This window comes from Nostoc sp. ATCC 53789 (assembly GCF_009873495.1).
GTDB lineage: Bacteria > Cyanobacteriota > Cyanobacteriia > Cyanobacteriales > Nostocaceae > Nostoc > Nostoc muscorum_A.
Map to the genome: position 1 here is coordinate 7,099,601 of NZ_CP046703.1, position 18,032 is coordinate 7,117,632.

Here is an 18,032-nt window from a genome sequence, read left to right on the forward strand (position 1 = left end):
TGTTACGCAAATAAGATTGCACATCAACTGGTGAGGTTATCCTTTGTCAATTGTCCTTTGTCCTTGGTAAACACAAATGACAAATGACAAATGACGGTCTACACGGAAAATATTGCAATACATCACTTTGCAACTAAATGAGGTAAGGAACCAAGGATTCACAAATCAAATTATTCTTCTCCCTCCTGCCTTCTGCCTCATGCCTCAAAACCAGTGGCTTTGTGCCTCATGCAAAAGAAAACTGCTGTATGTAGGCGCGTTAGCTTAACTACAACCTACAAATCTTTCTGAGGAATATCTTCGTGAAACTCTATCATCAATTGCATGGTTTCCACAGCTAAATCACGTAAGTCTCGATTTAGAAATACAACACCTTGAGAACCAAACCAACGATCAAAAATCGCAACATATTTGGGGTTATCGTTGACAAATCCTTGCATAAACTTGACGAGGGAATAGTTAACTGAATCGAGGAATTTAGAGTTATTCTCAGGAACCATACAAGCAATTCCTTCTCGTGAATAGGGACGAGGAGGTGCGATCGCAAAACTATCTTGATTTTTTGCTGTTTGTAACCATCCCTCTAAAAGAATGCTATCGGATGCAAAAGCGTCAATTTTACCCTGTTCCAAAGCCGCAAATCCTTCTGCTCTAGCCTTAAAATATACAAGTTTAGCTTGGGGTTGTATTTGCTTGATGGCTTGTTCGTTGGTAGTTCCAGCCAGCACACCCACACGCTTGTTAATGAGAGATTCAGGCGAACCTAAATTGCTGTCCTTCTTAATTAAGATTTGAGTACCTGTGACACCATAGCTGATTGAAAAATCAACCTTTTTATCTCGTTCCCAAGTAAAACTACTAGCATCACAGACAATATCAACTTGTCGATTAATTATCTTGGGAATTCTTTCTGATGGGGTAACTCCAACTAATTTAAGTTGAATTTTCTTGCCTAATTCTTTTTCTAACTGCTTCTGGATCAAAGTCAGCATATCCACAGAATAACCAATCAATTTTCCTTGACTGTCAGAATATGCAAAGGGTAAAGCATCTCTACTTGTACCTGCTGTTAATACTCCTGTCCGCGCCACTTTTTGCATCACAGTTTCTGCCCCTGCAACACCAGGTAAGGATGCTGATAATATCAAACCGAATATCGCACTATATATCTTCGACTTAGTAAAAGCAGGTAAACACGAGAGATTTATTTTAGTACTAACAAACATATTCAAATATTTGGGCATCCACAGTATCAAAGTAAAAAAATTATCTCTGTGAATTGCCAAGTAAGCAGTTCTAGAAATGATTCTTCACATTAGAGACTTAAAGAAAACCTTTGTACTGGCAATTTACCTTGTATTAAAGGAGATTCCCTACCTACTCTTTTTTATCCTCATCTCCCAACATTTTCAGTAATTTTCTCGCAGCTAGAATACCTACAACTCCTGCACCAACTATTTCCGCTGCTTGCACCACTTTTTTACCGACATCATGAGGGTCAAGGTGGTGATGGAAAATCTCTTCATCCACCCATTCCGTTGTTGCTTTAAAGTCGTGAATTGGTGTTGGCAATAGCGTTAAATAAGTGCCTTGACGGATTAAATGCCCAGATTCGCCTGCAACTTCAAAAACATTGAAAAGGTTAGCAGCAGCATCATTTATCCCCAATTTCAAAAGGGTTCCCCGGATGTTAACCTTAACAGGTTTGAGTTCTTCTCCTAGAGCGATCGCTTTCAAATTGTGGGCAATATTGGCTCCTTGCTGATAAGCCACTTGAGCCGTAGGCGGTAGCGAATTATCCTGAACTGCTGCACAATCACCACCGACAAACACTTCTGGGAAATCGAGTAATTGCAAGGTGGGAGTAACTAAAGGGCGATCGCGACGATCTCGATGTTCTTTAGGAATTGGCAAATCTTTAATCAGTGGATGGGTAGAAGTGCCAGCAGTCCAAACTGTAGTATGTGTAGCTAATGTCTCAATTTGATCGTTACGCTTATATTGAATTGAGGTGGAACCAATAGCAGTAGCTTCTGCTTCCACAATCATCTCTATTGGCACAGCACGTTTATTCAATTCCCGTTCGGCAATTTCACGCAATGGGTTATTTATATCGCCATCAAGGATTTCTTTACCATGATTGAGTAGTACTACACGAATTTCACTTGAATTTCCTCCCAAAGCGCTATACCAATGTGGGAGAAAATCAGCTAGAGTTGCTGCCATTTCCACACCACTTGCACCACCACCAACGATGACTACTGTTAATAGTTTTCGGCGTTGTTCTAAATCTTCAGTTTGGACGGCTTTGTGCAAACAGTCACGTAAATGTCGCTCAAGAGTGATCGCATCTGCTTGCGTCCAGAAAGGAAAGGCATTAACATTCGCACCTTCAACTTGATGATAGCCAGTAACGCTGCCCAAAGCTAATACTAAATTGCTGTAATTGTAAGAGTTTCCCGAAGTTAATTTAACTTCCCGTTGATGCAAGTCTATCGATTGCACTGTATCTTGCACAAAGATGACTCCACTACCTTTAAGTAGTTCCGAAAAACGTGGGACTACCTGAAAGGTATCCATCTCGCCATCGAAATATTCATATAGTAGCGGCTTAAAGCAAAAGCGCTCGTCTCTATCAATCAAGATAACAGAACGAGGATAATGTTCGTGAGCTAAATGTAAGGCTGTAAATAGCCCCGCAAAACCACCGCCGACAATCACAGTTTGATAAACTGGGCTGTTCATAAAATCCCTCACAAATGTTGTTAAATCAGATAATGAAAGCTTTGCTAGATGAATAAAAACAAAGCTATCAAAATAGCGCTGAGGAACACAGCAAATGCAATAGCATATTCAACTCTCTGACTAAAAAATCCGACAGCAGCAATCAGAGCGATCGCTAGCCCAATAATGCCAGCGTATTGCTCTTTTTGTAATCCGCGTGCAATTAATGGATCTTGGACTGGTGCTGGAGTTTCTTGAATTGTTTTTAGGGTACGTTCTGAGGCTGGTATTTCTTGCAAGAATAGATTCATCACATTACTCCTGAAAATACTGGGATTTTGAATTTTTTTATGCTCGCCAAAGGTAGAGAAGCGAGAAAAGAAAGACCCAAACTACATCAACAAAGTGCCAAAAAAGAGTAGTCGCACTTGTCCCGAAGTGAGTTTTATTATAGTTGCCTGGGATGAATGAACGAATCAGCATAATTATCTGAAGCACAACACCAGCCAGGACGTGTAGACCGTGGAAGCCTGTTAGTAAGTAAAATGTCGAACCAACTAACCCTGTAGTAATCTTGAAATCGAGACTTTTCCACTCAATTAACAGACCAACTAAGAAGTAACTTCCCATTGCGATCGTTATTAACCATAGCCAACGAAATTTAGTGAGTTGATTACGCTTGAGGGCATTTTCTGCTGGTTGAATGACAAAGCTACTAGAAAGTAATATTACCGTATTAATAACCACAATTGTAGACAATTCTGGCCCCGAAATACCGGGTGACAGCCAATTTTTAGTAGTCAGTCGTAGAGCAACATAAGTAAAGATAAAACTCAAAAAGATGATGCTTTCTGATAGCAGGAACACGGTAAATCCGAACATTCCTTTTCCATGATGATCTTCATGGCTACCGCCACCACTTGGTAGAAAGCGCTGTAACCAATTTGGCAAGCGTCGCCGCCATAAATCAAAACGGATAGGACTTTCATCTATATGAATAGTGCGACGTTGCATAATTCAATTGGGGAATTGGGCATTGGGCATTGGGAATTGGGATTAGAGATTGAAGAATTGATAACTATTTCTCAGTCTCCAGTCTCTAGTCCCTAGAGAGACTCACCATTATTAGAATTTTCGATTACTGAATACTTTGGATTGCCGTAGTCATAAGGAGGTCTTGTAACAATTGGAATCTCTTCAAAGTTATCTCGCGGAGGTGGTGAAGAGGTTGTCCATTCCAATCCACTAGCGTGCCAAGGATTGTCAACTGCACGCGGCCCGTAAAGCCAAGAGCCTACTATGTTAGCAATAAAAGGCAGGGTGGATGCTCCTAGTAAGAATGAAGCCAAACTAGCGATGACGTTCCATCCTTGATACTGTGGATCGTAGGAAGAAACTCGGCGTAGCATCCCTTGTAAACCTAATGGGTGCATGGAGAAGAAGGTGATATTGGCAGGTATAAAGGTTAGCCAAAAATGCAATTTGCCCCAACCCTCAGCATACATTCTTCCAGTTATTTTGGGAAACCAGTAGTAAATTGCCGCGAAGATTGCCATTGTAATCGTGTTAAAAACGATGTAGTGGAAGTGTCCCACAACAAAGTAAGTATTATTAACGTGGATATCAAAGGGCGTGGCAGCAAGCATTACACCAGTAACACCGCCAAAAATAAACATGGCTGCACCTCCCATCGCAAACAGCATTGGTGTCTCTAGATGTAGCTTGCTTCTCCAGATGGTGGCAGTCCAAGCGAAGGCTTTAATACCCGTGGGTATGGCAACTAACATTGAGGTAGCCATGAAGGTCATCCGCATCCAACCAGGGGTAGCACTGGTGAACATGTGATGTGCCCAAACGAAAATGCTGATCGCAGCAATACCCAAGGTGGCGATCGCAACTGACCGATAACCAAATAGGGGATTGCGAGAAAATGCAGGCAGAACCTCAGCAAAAATACCGAAGGCTGGTAGTGCCATGATATAAACTGCTGGGTGAGAGTAAAACCAGAATAAATGTTGATAAATGATCGGATCGCCATTCCCATCCGGTTTAAAAAATTGTGTACCGAAGGAGAGGTCAAGCAACAGCAAGATCAATGCACCTGTCAATGCAGGTAAATTAATCAGTTGCAATAACTGGGCACTGAGAACCGACCAAACAAACACAGGCATCCGAAAAAATGTCATCCCTGGGGCCCGCATCCAAAAGATGGTTGTCATGAAGTTGACAGCGCCCATGATGGAAGAAATGCCGATTAAAACTAGGCTGACTATCCAAATAAATTCACCGTTAATCAGTTCACCACCTGGAATTTGCAGACTAATTGGCGGATAAGACCACCAGCCAGATTGTGCAGTGCCGTTTGGGAGAAAGAAGCTAGATAGTAGTAAAAGACCTGCGGGTGGCAACATCCAAAAAGAGATGGCGTTGAGCAAGGGAAAAGCCATATCCCGCGCTCCAATCATTAGCGGCACTAAGTAGTTAGAAAGCCCTGCATTGAAGGGAATAATCCACAGGAAAATCATGATTGTCCCGTGCATGGTGAACAAACCGTTATAAAGCGGGCGATCGACCAAATTTGATTCTGGGGTGAGCAATTCAGCCCGAATGAGCATCGCCAACAGCCCGCCAATCAGGAAGAAAATGAAGGTCATCACCATGTACTGAATTCCAATCACCTTATGATCGGTGTTGAAGCTGAAATATTGCCGCCAAGTATTACCCTGCTGGTTCTGGTAATTTTTCGATTCTCGATCCCCGGTAATCTCTTCACTAAAATCATGTGTCATTATTTTGCTTCCTTTTATTGGCAATGCCAGGTTGAGCAGGTGTGACGGTATACCAGCCGCTATTAAACAATGTTTTTGGTGGTTGGATATTTTCGGCAACTGCCTGATTTACAGGAGTTTGTTCGCTACTAGCAGTTTGCGTGAGCCACTGATTATATTGATTGAGGGATTCAACGTATACATCCGTTTCCATTAAGGCAAAGTAAGTACCGCTAAATTGAGAGTCTTTCAACCGATATTTGCCTGCACGAATGGGTGTTAGCACAAGATCAATGTCGCGTCCTGGAATAATATCCTGCTTTAAGCGAAACTCAGGGACATAGAAACCGTGAATTACATCCTGCGCTTGCAGATTTAAGCGAGTGCTGCGATTGATCGGTAGATGCAGTTGATTGCTAGTAACATTATTTGGATAACGAAAAGACCAATCCCACTGCTTAACGAAAACATCAATAGTTTCAGATGCAGGTTTGGGGCGATGCCTACGGCGGGCTGCGCCTACGCTAATGGTTGCGGCGGAGGCAGATTCTAGGGGTGTGTGCAAATGAACGATTTGCTTTAGACCCAAAATATTTAACTGCTGATAAATATTGAAACTTTGGAAAGCAATCCACACTACTAACAAAGTTGGGGTTGCTGTCCATAATATTTCTAGCCTCGTATCACCTCTAGAGGGGTGTCCCTCGGTGTAGTCTTCTGGAGGAGCGCGATGGAATGCGATCGCATACAGCATAACGCCAACTAGCCCAAGTAAGATAAATGCTCCAATTGAAACTAAGAAGCTAAATAAATCATCTACCCTTTGTGCTTCTGCTGTAGCTTGGGGAGGCATCCAAGAAAACGCCTGTTGCCCAATCCACCGACTGACGACGAGTAGAACTGCTACATAAACCGCTATCAATATATATTCAAAAACACTAAACATAAAATTCAATAAATTCTCGTTTAATTATTTGTTGTAAACATTTTTGGCAATGGTATTAAGTAACTAGGCGCAAATAAATTAAAGTTTGTAGTCGGGACTTTAGTCCTGATGATAATCCTTGTTTTGAGCGATGAATCGCTCACTACGAACTAGGATTTTATTTGATGTTTAATTATGCCTACCTAACTTAGCAGCAGTAACATGAATCCCAAATTCTTCTCCCAATTGCGCCCCCAATGTTCCGTGAACGAATAATATGCCTAATATTGCAATCCCTGCTAACAAGTAACTCCACTGCACTTGTCTGGAAGCATCCTTCCGCCAGCGATAGCGTTGTAAACCTCTCCATACAGTCATGGCGACAATAATCCCCAACAGCAAAACGCCACCCAAGCCATGTAAAAGCATTGTCCAACCAGCATTTAGCCCCCAAGCACTCTTTTGATCGACTGGTGGATTTGCCAAAAGTAGCTCAAAAAAACCAGCCGCAACCGTGAAAAATGTGATACCTGCTGCTGCTATGAGGTTGTACCAGCCGACATCAAAAAAGCTAGAACGGATGGCGGCCAATCCCAAAAATTTGAAAATAGGTTTTTCTAAAGAAAACAGCACTCCAGCTATGTCAAAAATGATGGCAATGATAAATAAACCGAGGGTTAGATGCACCAACTGCGGATGTATAGGAATCTCATAAGGTAATCCGTTAGCGCCCAACCGCAATCTCAACTGCTCAATCAGTTGCGGGTTCATGGTGAAACTCCCTGTTTCATGGCTTGAACTACAGGTTCGACGTGCAACCCATACACCCAAAACAGTTTACTCCCCAAATACACTTGCAAAAATACTAGGCACACTAAAAATGTTGCAGCCCCAAGGTAAGCTGGTGGTACTTTTCGGGGGCTGCGGTTGCGGATCACAAAACGCCAAGCTGCGATCGCGGCAACCATCGCCCCCAGTGACCAACCCAAGACGGTATGATAATTCAGTGTTGACTGGGCTGCTTTTTCAGCTTGGGCTAGTCCTGCTTCAAACTGGCCAAAGATAATCGCGATGAAAATTGCGATCGCAGCAACAAACATATTCCAAAAACTCACCTCAAATAAACGCACGTTACGGGTGAAATAGCCTAGAACATCGCACACGAAAGAAAAAAGCACCATTGCGATTACGAAGTGGACAATGATGGGGTGCAAAGGGTCAGGGTATGGTAGATTTTGGCTATTCAGAGACAGAGCAGGCATCGCTTTTTACCTTATAAGTCTAAACATGTAGATAGATGCTATCCACCTAATGCATCATTCATATTGTCAAGAATGCTAGTGCTAAAGCCGCAGCTAAAGTAATTAAAAAAGATTTAAAAATTGTGATGCACTTATACCTTTAAAGTAAATTCTAAAATCAGAATTTACTCACATCTACTATTTTTTAGCAATTATTTATTCAAGCATAAAAACTAATCTAAATATCTAGAGTTTTCGTTTGTTTAATATACCAATCGATATCAACTAAAACTGATAAGCCAGGTTTCTCTGAATATACCATAAATTATGGTTCAGATTGAAATAGCCTTTAAATCTATAACTTAACAAATCTTACAAATAAAGACATACTATTGTCACAGGAATGACAACTAATTAAAATATTGGCCAGTAAAACAATATACCTTTTATCTTTCTCTGGATAGATTAGGAAAATACTAGGTTCACTTAAGATACTAAAAGATTTTGTTTGTTTAATCGATAATTTAAAGATTTTGATAATGTAAATTTGCTCAGTTAATACTACGCGAAGCAAGCAAAATTCTCATATCATGCAAGTCTTCAGTCACTTACAAAGAATACACTTTTTAAAAGTATTGAAAGCATTATGAGCTATTTCCCTTACCTGCTTAAAGGTCAAAAAGCGCTGGTGACAGGTGCTAGTTCTGGGATTGGTGAAGCCATTGCTCGCAATTTGGCTACATCAGGTGCAGCAGTAGCCATCAACTACCATTCTGAAGCTGAATCAGCCCACAAAATTGTTGATGATATCAAAGCTAATAATGGAGAAGCGTTCGCTATTCAAGCCGATGTCAGCAAAGAAGACCAAGTAAAGGCGATGTTTAGCAAAACGCTTCAAGAATTTGGCACTATTGATATTTTAGTAAGTAATGCTGGCATTCAAAAAGATTCAGCATTTATTGATATGACCATTGAGCAATGGAATGCAGTTATTGGGATAAATCTGACGGGACAATTCTTGTGTGCTAGGGAAGCTGCAAAGGAATTCTTACGTCGAGGTGTGAAGCCTAATATTTCTTGTGCAGCAGGTAAAATTATTTGTATGAGTTCCGTGCATGAAGTAATCCCTTGGGCAGGTCATGTTAATTATGCTACTAGCAAAGGTGGTATTAATATGATGATGAAAAGTATTGCTCAAGAACTAGCTCCCCACAAAATTCGCGTTAATAGTATTGCTCCTGGTGCTATCAAAACCCCAATTAACAAATCAGCTTGGGATACTCCCGAAGCAGAAGCAAAGTTACTAAAACTGATTCCGGCGAAACGTGTAGGAAATGTTGAAGATATTGCTAAAGCAGCAGTTTGGTTGGCTTCTGATGACTCCGATTATGTTAACGGTACAACACTATTTGTAGATGGTGGCATGACCTTGTATCCAGGATTTACGGAAAATGGTTAAAGGCAATAGGCAATAGGAAAGAAGGCTTTTTGAGTTGTACGGAGTTTTTTCACCCAATCAAATATGAGTCCTATAGCGAAGCTATCTTATACCTTCTGATAGTTTACTTTTAACTATCAGACACGAGATTGTAGGTGGGATGCACGACCTAAGTTTCTGGATAGCTCTTATTTACGCTCATGGCAACTGATTCATCTAAAAAAACAATCTTTGCAGCGATAGGGTCTAATTTAGCGATCGCAATTACTAAATTTATTGCCGCCTCCATTACTGGCAGTTCCGCCATGATCTCTGAGGGGATTCATTCAGTTGTAGATACAGGCGATCAACTTGTACTTTTGCTAGGACTGCACAGAAGTCAAAAACCAGCAGATGATAGCCATCCCTTTGGATATGGTCAAGAACTTTATTTCTGGACTTTTATCGTTGCTATCCTGATCTTTGCAATTGGTGGGGGGATGTCAATTTATGAAGGAATTACTCATTTAATTAACCCCAGCCCTTTAGAAGATCCAATATGGAATTATATTGTATTGAGTATGGCAATAATATTGGAAGGCTTTTCTTGGACTGTAGCTTTAAAAGAATTCTTGCCGACCAAGGGTAAACAAAATTTTTGGCAAGCAATCAAAAATAGTAAAGACCCAACAGTATTTACAATATTATTTGAGGATACTGCCGCAATTTTAGGCTTAATTGTGGCTTTGATCGGAATTTTTTTAGGACATTTATTTAATAATGTTTATTTTGATGGCATTGCCTCTATTATTATTGGTATTATCTTGTCTATAGTAGCAGTCTTACTAGCTAGAGAAAGTAAAGGATTATTAGTTGGTGAAAGTGCTAATCCTCAAACTATAGCCAATATCCGTTCTTTATCAAAAACAGAACCAGGGGTACAAGAATTTATTCGGGTACTAACAATGCAACTTGCTCCACAAGAAGTATTACTCAACTTGGAAATCCAGTTTTCTAAAAATCTCACAGGCGAAGAAATAGCATTAACTGTAGAACGTTTAGAAATAAAAATTCGCCGAAAACATCCTGAAATAAAACAAATTTTTATTGAAGCAAAGTCTTTAGCTGCTACTCGCAAATATTCTCAACCTTTTAATTGAAGGAGAATTTTGTTTCGATAAATATCAACTACAGCGTTTCCAAATAGCACTCAAAGCTTATCGGCACAATAAATTATGGTAAAGATTATTGGTCAAGAACAGGCTTTTGGTTCACCAGGTATCGAGCCTCGATGGACTCATGCCAATAAAGAAGCAGTCGGAACAGCTTATTCTACCTCTAGTCGCGTTTGGTTTACTGTTTGCAACGGTGTTGTGACAGAAGTCTACCACCCCACAGTAGACAGACCCCAAATTCGAGATTTGCAATATCTAATTTCTGATGGCAAAAGCTTTTTCCATGACGAGAAACGCCATCTCGAATCAAAAGTTGAACAGATGTGGACTCATGGTTTAGGATACCGCGTCACTAATTCCGATCCACAAGGGCGTTATGCTGCGATCAAAGAAGTGATTGCTGACCCCCATTTATCCTGTATTTTACAACATACAAAGTTAATAGGAGAGCGCGAGTTTATCTCGCAACTCCAGCTATACGCATTGTGTGCGCCACATTTGGAAGTTGGTGGCAGAGGTAACAATGGTTACGTCATAGAAGTTGCTGGACATCGGATTCTAACGGCCGAGAAAGCAGGAAGATGGATGGTGCTAGGTGCAACGGTTCCCTTCAGCCGTCTTTCATGTGGTTATGTTGGTCAAAGTGATGGGTGGACAGATTTAGCTGATAATTTCCAGATGGATTGGGAGTTTGACAGTGCTTTAAACGGCAACATTGCTTTGACTGGACAACTAAATCTAAATGAGAGTAACGAGTTCACTTTGGGAATGGCATTTGGTACAACTCTGCACAATGCAATTTCCACACTGTTTCAGTCGCTAAATATTCCTTTTCAACAGCAGAAGCAACATTATATCGAACAGTGGAAGCGATCGCGCCAAGGCATCAAACCATTAGAAAATATTTCATTCGATGATGGCAACTTGTATCACCACAGCATTAGTCTGCTTTTGGCCCATGAAGACAAAACTTATCCAGGTGCTTTAATTGCTTCCCTGGCAATTCCTTGGGGTGAAGCCAAAGACGACCAAGACCAAGGGGGATATCACCTTGTCTGGACGCGGGATATGGTTAGCAGTGTATCAGGTTTATTGGCTGCTGGGGAAACTGAAACAGCAGTGCGATCGCTAATTTATCTGGCCACGAGTCAGCAGGAAGACGGCGGTTTTGCCCAAAATTTCTGGGTTAATGGGGAACCTTACTGGAAGGGTATTCAACTAGATGAAGTGGGATTTCCAATTTTACTAGCATGGCTACTGCACCAACATAAAATACCACTGACCTTTGATATTTATCCCATGATTTTACGGGCAGCAGGTTATTTAATTCGTCATGGCCCGGCTACCCAACAAGAACGCTGGGAAGAAAACAGCGGTTATTCACCTTCTACACTGGCATCTAATATTGCCGCTTTAATCTGCGCTGCTCAATTTGTTCGTGAACGTGGGGATAAAGCAACAGCACAATTTATCGAAGAATACGCCGATTTTTTAGAATGTCACGTTGAAACTTGGACAGTTACTACTGAAGGTACTCTTGTTCCTGGCATCAATCGCCATTACATCCGCATTACTCCTACAGATATTAATAATCCTCAACCCAGCGAAAATCCTAATCAGGGAACTCTTTTGATCAGCAGTCAGCCTCCTGGTGAACCAGCAGAATTTCCTGCGAAAGAAATTGTGGATGCAGGCTTTCTGCAACTAGTACGCTATGGAATTCGTAAACCTGACGATCCGATTATTGTTGATTCCGTCAAAGTAATTGATGCAGTCTTGAAAGTAGATACACCCGTTGGGCCTTGTTGGCATCGTTACAACCACGACGGCTATGGACAACAAGAAGATGGCAGTCCTTACACTGGTTGGGGTAAGGGACGCGCTTGGCCTCTCTTGACAGGAGAAAGGGGACATTATGAATTAGCTGTTGGTGGCGATGTCAAAACATATATCAAGGCAATGGAAGGATTTGCTTCAAACACTTGTTTGCTACCAGAACAGGTTTGGGATGAAGGAGATAGACCTGAAAGCCATCTGTATTTAGGATCTTTCCAGAAAACATAATTAAGTAGGTTGGCACAATTAAAGCTAACTAGCAAGGGCTGTCCTTTGTCATTGGTCATTAGTAAGGACTTTAAGACTATTTAGTTTCTTCATAACATAATTTGGTTTATTTCTACCAACTTACTTATTTATATGGCTAATATTTAATTTTTTAAAAATACCTTCTTCGTACAACTCAAAAAGCCTTCTTTTCTATTGCCTATTGCCTCTTTCCTTTCCACGAAAGTAACTTAAAAATCAAAGCGGAAATTCTATAAAATTTTCCTCAACGATATCAAATTTTATTATCAGCTAATTTTCTCGTCGCGTAATCAATGTAGTATCTCAAGTGTTGTGTAATGACTCATCATCTTATGGGTAAACAAACTGTTTGGCAGAAATTGGCTTTAAGAATTTTTAGTATGGCATTACTGCCTACATTAACTACTTATCCTGCTTTCGGTGCAGAGCGCCTAAAATTTAATTATGGTGTTTTAGAAAGGTCTATCCCCATTAGTTCGCTTGAAAACTATGCTAAAACAGGCAATGTAGATGATGATTTTGCTGGATATAGTAAGTATGTAGACAAAAAACAACTAACTCAACTGCGGAAAGTTTTACTAACTCGCATTCCCTTAAATGAAGTAGAAATTTCGCAGTTTCTTTATACACCAATTGGTGAACGATTATTACAAAGATTGGGGAAAATTATTCAGACAGAATCTAGATTATCAGGCTTTTATGCAATTCGCTCGGCACTAATTTTATCAGCCGCAGATCAAAAAGATTTTACCCTCTTAAATATATTACAAAAGTTTCCTGCAAGCTCAATTTCAATAAACTTAAACCAGACTTTAGAAATAGCAGAGACATTACAAGATTTAGTAAATCAAACTCAAAATGCAGTAGCACTTATTAACGAAGAATCTCAACACAATGTAATCACTGTTTCTAAGCTTGATTCTATTCCATTGATGGACTTAGGAAAAACTGGAAATTTTCGTTTCTTAAAGCAAACTATTACCCTTAATGACCTTACACGTAATAGAAGGTTCTTAGCTGATATTTACCTCCCAGTTGCTCCAAATACTCGGAAGATAATTGTTATTTCGCATGGACTTGGTTCTGACAGAACAAGTTTTGCATATCTAGCTGAACATCTCGCTTCTTATGGTTTTGTAGTTGCGGTTCCAGAACATCCGGGTAGTGATTCAAAACAACTACAAGCGTTATTAAAAGGTACAACAAATCAAGTTACTAATCCTAGAGAACTTATTGATAGACCTTTAGATATTAAATATTTACTAGATGAACTCACTAGGTTATCTAAGTCTAATCCAACCTTTCAAGGACGTTTAAATTTAGATCAAGTTGGTATCATAGGGCAATCATTTGGTGGATATACAGCGTTAGCATTAGCTGGTGCAAAGATCAATTTTGAGCAATTGAGAGCTGACTGTTCAGCTTTGGAAGATACGTTAAATGTTTCGCTATTACTTCAATGTTTGGGTGTTAATTTACCAAATTTCCAATATAATTTATCGGATACAAGAATAAAAGCAGCAATTGTCATTAATCCAGTTGGTAGTAGTATTTTTGGTCAAGCTAGTCTTAGCCAAATCAAAATTCCTGTGATGATTATATCTAGCAGTTATGATACTGTTGCTCCGGCTTTACTAGAACAAATTCAGCCTTTTACTTGGTTAACAACTTCAAATAAGTATTTAACGCTGATCAATGGCGGAACACACTTTTCTACTATTGCCGAATCACCTAATGCAACTATTCCTATTCCTATACAAGCAGTCGGTTCAAGTCCAGCCTTGGCACGTCGCTATGTTAAAGCTTTAAGTGTTCCTTTCTTTGAAACGTATATTGCTGGACAGCCAAATTACCTTCCATACTTGAGTACAGAATACGTTAATAAAATTAGTCAGCAACCACTACCATTAAGTCTAATTACATCTCTGACATCTGAAGAACTAAAAACATATAAATAACCTCTAATAAAGATGAAGCAAATGTGCTTTGTGCATCTACATTTTTGGATTATTTATTTTTTTGGTAGTCCCTAATGCAATAATTTCTTCAAAGCAGAAGCAGTCTACGAGATTGGTTAGTGCCACGATCAGATGAGCGTGTTGCTCAGGAATTTGCTTAATCAGCATGAGAATTTCTTTAGCATTTATTCGGAGCGCTGCCTGATGCAGTTGCTCAATCCAGTCGCTAGGCATGACGCTTAAATCTGCAACCGTTAATTTAGGTGTGATGAATGAAGCGTTAGAAGGCCAAGATGCTTTTTCCTGATTTTCTCGTTCATCAGCATAAACATAACGAACACCCAAATATTCAGCCATCTTTTCAAAAATTACGGTTGTCCGAAATGGCTTACGCACAAAGTCATCAAAACCTACAGATAGCGCTGTTAAGCGGTCTTCCTCAAATGCGCTTCCGGTCAATGCAATGATAACTGGGGTTTGAGCGCCTGCTGCTTTAATCTGTTTGGTTGCCTCAAATCCGTTCATAATTGGCATCCGTAGATCCATCCAAATGAGGTGAGGCGACCAATTTTGCCAAAGTTCGATCGCAGCTTGACCATTTACCGCTTCCCGTACCTCAAAGCCAACGGGTGTTAATAACTCAACTAGAAGCTGCCGATTTTCTAGTTTATCCTCAACAATCAAAATGCGATAGCTGGGTTGTCCCTTTTCTAAACCGATAACTTGCCGACTTGGTGCAGGCGTTGGCAAGGTATCCATAATTACTGCACGAGTTCGGATATCAAAGGTAAAAATTGAGCCTTTTCCGAGCGTACTATTCACCCTGATATCTCCGCCCATGAGCCGCACAAATCGCTGGCTGATGGGTAATCCAAGCCCAGTCCCTTCCTGAGCTTTTTGTCCTGCCTCTGTTTGGACAAATGGCTCAAATAGACGATTAAAATCAGAATCAGCAATGCCGCAACCCGTATCTTCGACGCTGAAGTTCAGGGTGATCGGTTCATCTGGTGTGATGTTTTGGTTAGGAGTTTCTACCCGCAAAGTTACTTGACCGATCCGCGTAAATTTGATTGCGTTTCCTAATAGATTAACCAGAACTTGGCGTAATTTACTCTCATCGGCGCAGATGTATTGGGGGATGGTTGGCGATCGCTCCAAAATGAGTTTTAATCCTCTTGATTGGGCTTTCAATGCAAACATCTGTTGCAGGCGATCCAAAAGCCCGTAGAGATCAAAATTTGTTTCGTTGAGGATAACTCGACCTGCTTCAATTTTGGACATTTCCAATACATCATTGATTAAGGTCAGTAAGTCTTCGCCACTGCGGTTGATCGTGTCAAGATATTCCTGTTGCTGTGAGTTGAGCGATCGATTTCGCAGCAGCAGTTGGGTAAAGCCAAGGATGATGTTAAGAGGAGTCCGCAGTTCATGGCTCATATTAGAGAGAAACTGGCTTTTGGCGAGGTTGGCAGCATCTGCGGTTTCTTTGGCTTGCTTGAGCGCAGCTTCGGTTTTTTTCTGTTTGGTGATATCACGAGCCACCCAAAGCACTGTATTGTCTGATAATGGCGAAACACTAGCTAAAAACCAAGTTTCTCGATTCTTGTTCGCTAAGTGGTATTCAACAAAAACATTCTTGCGACTGCCATCAGGGTTTCGGGGTTCTTCTCTCAGATGCAGTGCTTGCTGAATGGCATCAAGTATTAAATTGGCGATTTCTTTTGGTAAAACTTCATCAACTTTTTTGCCAATGCGATCCATATCAGGCTTATAAGCAAAAGATTGTGTTAGCACATACTTTGTTTGCACATACTTTTGGTAACGTCCCTCTGCATCAAAAACCACTACCATATCAGTCATAGCAGCGAACATTAACCGGAGTTCTGCTTCGGATGTTTTTAGTGCTGCTTCTACTTTTCGGCGATCCCTTTGGGCAGCTTCGCTAACGCGAATTTCCCTCTGAAGTTGGGCATTTTTCTCTCCAAGTTCTCTGGTGCGTTGCGTGACTCGGCTTTCTAATTCTTCGTTGGTTCGTGCTAGGGCTAAAAAGGATTCACGCAACTGATGGGCCATAAGATTAAAAGACTCTGCCAAAGAGTTTAGCTCGGTTGTACTGTTCACAGAAACCTTTTGGTCTAAGTTCCCGGCGGCGATCGCTTTGGCTGTACTTCCCAGTCGGAGAATTGGCTGTGTAATCCAGCCGGCTGTCAGAATGCCCAATCCAGTTGCAAGTGCAAAGGCACATAAACAAAGCACAATTGTGGAACGAGTATTCGCATTAATTTGATCCATGAAATCCCGTTCTGGGACAACCACGACGATTAGCCAGTCCAATCCCTGCTGATTCTGCATTGGTACAATTTGTAGAAATTGCCGTTGACCCTCAATGTCAAAATCTAGTTGTTGTTTTTCGGTAATCTGGGTTAAGTCTACAAAGTGTTGCTGCAAATATTCAGCAGTGCGTCGCGTCAAAATATCATTACTGGCGATCGCCTGAACTCGAACCGGATTCTGATCTATGATTGGGGCTGTCGGATTTGCAATTACGTAGGGTTGTTGAGTGGCAGAACTCCCAACCAATAATCCTGTTTGGCGTTCTAGGATGAAAGTTTCACCCGTTCGCCCGATTTTGAGACTCCGCAGATATTGACTAATCCCAGTCAGTGAAAAATCGACAGCAGTAACGCCGAGCAGATTGCCGCCATTATCATAGATCGGCAAGCTGGCATTTAGCACATATTTGGGTGTGGCAAACAGTTTATAAATTCCACCCCAGCTAGCTGTCTTAGACTTAACTGCCGATTGATACCACGGACGAGTCCGAGGATCGTAATTAGGCTTGGATCTTAATAATTTAGTGTAATGTCCCGGTTGGTCTGCGGCGTAAATCCGAATTTCATTCCCAGTGGACTTACCTGAAAGTTTCACCTCAAACTGACCATCATCCGCCCTTTGAACTGCAACGTGTTCACCATATTCTGACCCAAAGTAAACTGCTGTCACTGTGTCAAAGGTCTTCAGTTGATACCAAAGGTGTTGTTCTAATGTTAATAATTTTTGGATATTAAGTTCACCCAGTTTAATGGCATTAGCATTTAGTTGATTGATTTTATGAGGCGTTTCAACATATACCTTTAGGTACTGCTGGATTCGAGCCGTGATTTCATTTCGGAGTTGGATTGCAACTTCATTGACTGCTCGTTGCCCATTATGTATTGATAGCCACCCAGTTAGCCCTACGGCTAGAGAAATTTGCAGTACAAACGGCACTACAAGAATGTGGCGCAACTGCACATTTTTAGTCAGCTTTGAAAGTCGAAGGGTGAAAGAAGGCATATCCGAATTCCTGAAATTAAACAGCAATGTTGGGGTAATAATATTTACACATAAGCCTCTTAATTTTGATGAATTCTATTTGGCATAATTATAGAAGATTAACTGTCTCAGATGATATTACCCTCTTGGGTAATATTGAGAATTAATACATTACCCTATTATGTGAAAGTTTGAATTTATCTTTTTCTTTAGGACTTACGCAAAATATCTCTCAAACTCTTATTTCTCCGTGTCCTCTGCGCCTCTGTGGTTAGTTATTCCGTAACTCTTGCGTAAGTCCTATTCTTAAGAAGTTCAGAATCCCCTAAGTCCTTTTACTTTAAGAAACGCTACCTATAGCTTGCTTGTACCGAGCTAACTCTGGTACACTGCCTAGCTACTTAATCTTGAAAAATCAAGTTAA

Annotated in this window: 13 protein-coding genes; 4 read left to right on the forward strand and 9 right to left on the reverse strand. The window is 40.7% G+C overall.

All coding sequences use genetic code 11. The features are described from left to right. Nucleotides 1-275 precede the first annotated feature (275 nt). From GJB62_RS29340 to GJB62_RS29375, 8 genes are all read right to left on the reverse strand, one after another. Entirely contained in the window at nucleotides 276-1,226 is a 951-nt protein-coding gene (locus tag GJB62_RS29340; RefSeq protein ID WP_245246045.1) for an amino acid ABC transporter substrate-binding protein, read from the reverse strand. 151 nt (nucleotides 1,227-1,377) lie between these two features. Then, the gene (locus tag GJB62_RS29345) at nucleotides 1,378-2,745 is read right to left on the reverse strand and encodes an NAD(P)/FAD-dependent oxidoreductase (RefSeq protein WP_114080709.1); all 1,368 of its coding nucleotides are present in this window, start codon (nucleotides 2,743-2,745) and stop codon (nucleotides 1,378-1,380) included. 44 nt (nucleotides 2,746-2,789) lie between these two features. Next, on the reverse strand, nucleotides 2,790-3,035 hold the full coding sequence (locus GJB62_RS29350) for a hypothetical protein (protein ID WP_114080708.1): 246 nt from the start codon (nucleotides 3,033-3,035) through the stop codon (nucleotides 2,790-2,792). 37 nt (nucleotides 3,036-3,072) lie between these two features. After that, nucleotides 3,073-3,738, reverse strand: a complete 666-nt coding sequence (locus GJB62_RS29355) for a heme-copper oxidase subunit III (protein ID WP_114080707.1) — start codon at nucleotides 3,736-3,738, stop codon at nucleotides 3,073-3,075. Nucleotides 3,739-3,830: 92 nt separating this feature from the next. After that, nucleotides 3,831-5,513 (reverse strand): cbb3-type cytochrome c oxidase subunit I, encoded by a 1,683-nt coding sequence (locus GJB62_RS29360; RefSeq protein ID WP_114080706.1) that lies wholly within the window; start codon nucleotides 5,511-5,513, stop codon nucleotides 3,831-3,833. Beyond that, nucleotides 5,503-6,438 carry a cytochrome c oxidase subunit II gene (locus GJB62_RS29365; RefSeq protein WP_114080705.1) on the reverse strand — a complete coding sequence of 312 codons (936 nt, stop codon included), beginning with the start codon at nucleotides 6,436-6,438 and terminating at the stop codon, nucleotides 5,503-5,505. The genes GJB62_RS29360 and GJB62_RS29365 overlap by 11 nt, the downstream gene beginning before the upstream one ends. Before the next feature lie 168 nt (nucleotides 6,439-6,606). Next, on the reverse strand, nucleotides 6,607-7,188 hold the full coding sequence (locus GJB62_RS29370; protein ID WP_114080704.1) for a DUF2231 domain-containing protein: 582 nt from the start codon (nucleotides 7,186-7,188) through the stop codon (nucleotides 6,607-6,609). Beyond that, on the reverse strand, nucleotides 7,185-7,679 hold the full coding sequence (locus tag GJB62_RS29375) for a DUF2231 domain-containing protein (RefSeq protein ID WP_114080703.1): 495 nt from the start codon (nucleotides 7,677-7,679) through the stop codon (nucleotides 7,185-7,187). The genes GJB62_RS29370 and GJB62_RS29375 overlap by 4 nt, the downstream gene beginning before the upstream one ends. A 625-nt stretch (nucleotides 7,680-8,304) precedes the next feature. Here GJB62_RS29375 and GJB62_RS29380 point away from each other — a divergent pair. From GJB62_RS29380 to GJB62_RS29395, 4 genes are all read left to right on the forward strand, one after another. Further along, a complete protein-coding gene (locus GJB62_RS29380; protein WP_114080702.1) occupies nucleotides 8,305-9,117 on the forward strand; it encodes an SDR family oxidoreductase in 813 nt (270 codons plus the stop codon). Nucleotides 9,118-9,296: 179 nt separating this feature from the next. Next, nucleotides 9,297-10,235: a cation diffusion facilitator family transporter gene (locus GJB62_RS29385; protein ID WP_114080701.1), complete on the forward strand. Its 939-nt coding sequence runs from the start codon at nucleotides 9,297-9,299 to the stop codon at nucleotides 10,233-10,235. A gap of 75 nt (nucleotides 10,236-10,310) precedes the next feature. After that, a complete protein-coding gene (locus GJB62_RS29390) occupies nucleotides 10,311-12,314 on the forward strand; it encodes a glycoside hydrolase family 15 protein (protein WP_245246046.1) in 2,004 nt (667 codons plus the stop codon). A gap of 401 nt (nucleotides 12,315-12,715) precedes the next feature. Next, nucleotides 12,716-14,293, forward strand: coding sequence for an alpha/beta hydrolase (locus GJB62_RS29395; RefSeq protein ID WP_245246205.1), 1,578 nt, complete (start codon nucleotides 12,716-12,718; stop codon nucleotides 14,291-14,293). A 36-nt stretch (nucleotides 14,294-14,329) separates the two neighbouring features. On the opposite strand, the gene GJB62_RS29400 is transcribed toward GJB62_RS29395, so the two are convergent. After that, the gene (locus GJB62_RS29400) at nucleotides 14,330-17,629 is read right to left on the reverse strand and encodes an ATP-binding protein (RefSeq protein WP_114080699.1); all 3,300 of its coding nucleotides are present in this window, start codon (nucleotides 17,627-17,629) and stop codon (nucleotides 14,330-14,332) included. Nucleotides 17,630-18,032: the final 403 nt, after the last annotated feature.

Coding starts and splice junctions, on each gene's coding strand:
- GJB62_RS29340 (WP_245246045.1), bottom strand. CDS start 1,226: ATGTTTGTTAGTACTAAAATAAATCTCTCGTGTTTACCTGCTTTTACT.
- GJB62_RS29345 (WP_114080709.1), bottom strand. CDS start 2,745: ATGAACAGCCCAGTTTATCAAACTGTGATTGTCGGCGGTGGTTTTGCG.
- GJB62_RS29350 (WP_114080708.1), bottom strand. CDS start 3,035: ATGAATCTATTCTTGCAAGAAATACCAGCCTCAGAACGTACCCTAAAA.
- GJB62_RS29355 (WP_114080707.1), bottom strand. CDS start 3,738: ATGCAACGTCGCACTATTCATATAGATGAAAGTCCTATCCGTTTTGAT.
- GJB62_RS29360 (WP_114080706.1), bottom strand. CDS start 5,513: ATGACACATGATTTTAGTGAAGAGATTACCGGGGATCGAGAATCGAAA.
- GJB62_RS29365 (WP_114080705.1), bottom strand. CDS start 6,438: ATGTTTAGTGTTTTTGAATATATATTGATAGCGGTTTATGTAGCAGTT.
- GJB62_RS29370 (WP_114080704.1), bottom strand. CDS start 7,188: ATGAACCCGCAACTGATTGAGCAGTTGAGATTGCGGTTGGGCGCTAAC.
- GJB62_RS29375 (WP_114080703.1), bottom strand. CDS start 7,679: ATGCCTGCTCTGTCTCTGAATAGCCAAAATCTACCATACCCTGACCCT.
- GJB62_RS29380 (WP_114080702.1), top strand. CDS start 8,305: ATGAGCTATTTCCCTTACCTGCTTAAAGGTCAAAAAGCGCTGGTGACA.
- GJB62_RS29385 (WP_114080701.1), top strand. CDS start 9,297: ATGGCAACTGATTCATCTAAAAAAACAATCTTTGCAGCGATAGGGTCT.
- GJB62_RS29390 (WP_245246046.1), top strand. CDS start 10,311: ATGGTAAAGATTATTGGTCAAGAACAGGCTTTTGGTTCACCAGGTATC.
- GJB62_RS29395 (WP_245246205.1), top strand. CDS start 12,716: ATGGCATTACTGCCTACATTAACTACTTATCCTGCTTTCGGTGCAGAG.
- GJB62_RS29400 (WP_114080699.1), bottom strand. CDS start 17,629: ATGCCTTCTTTCACCCTTCGACTTTCAAAGCTGACTAAAAATGTGCAG.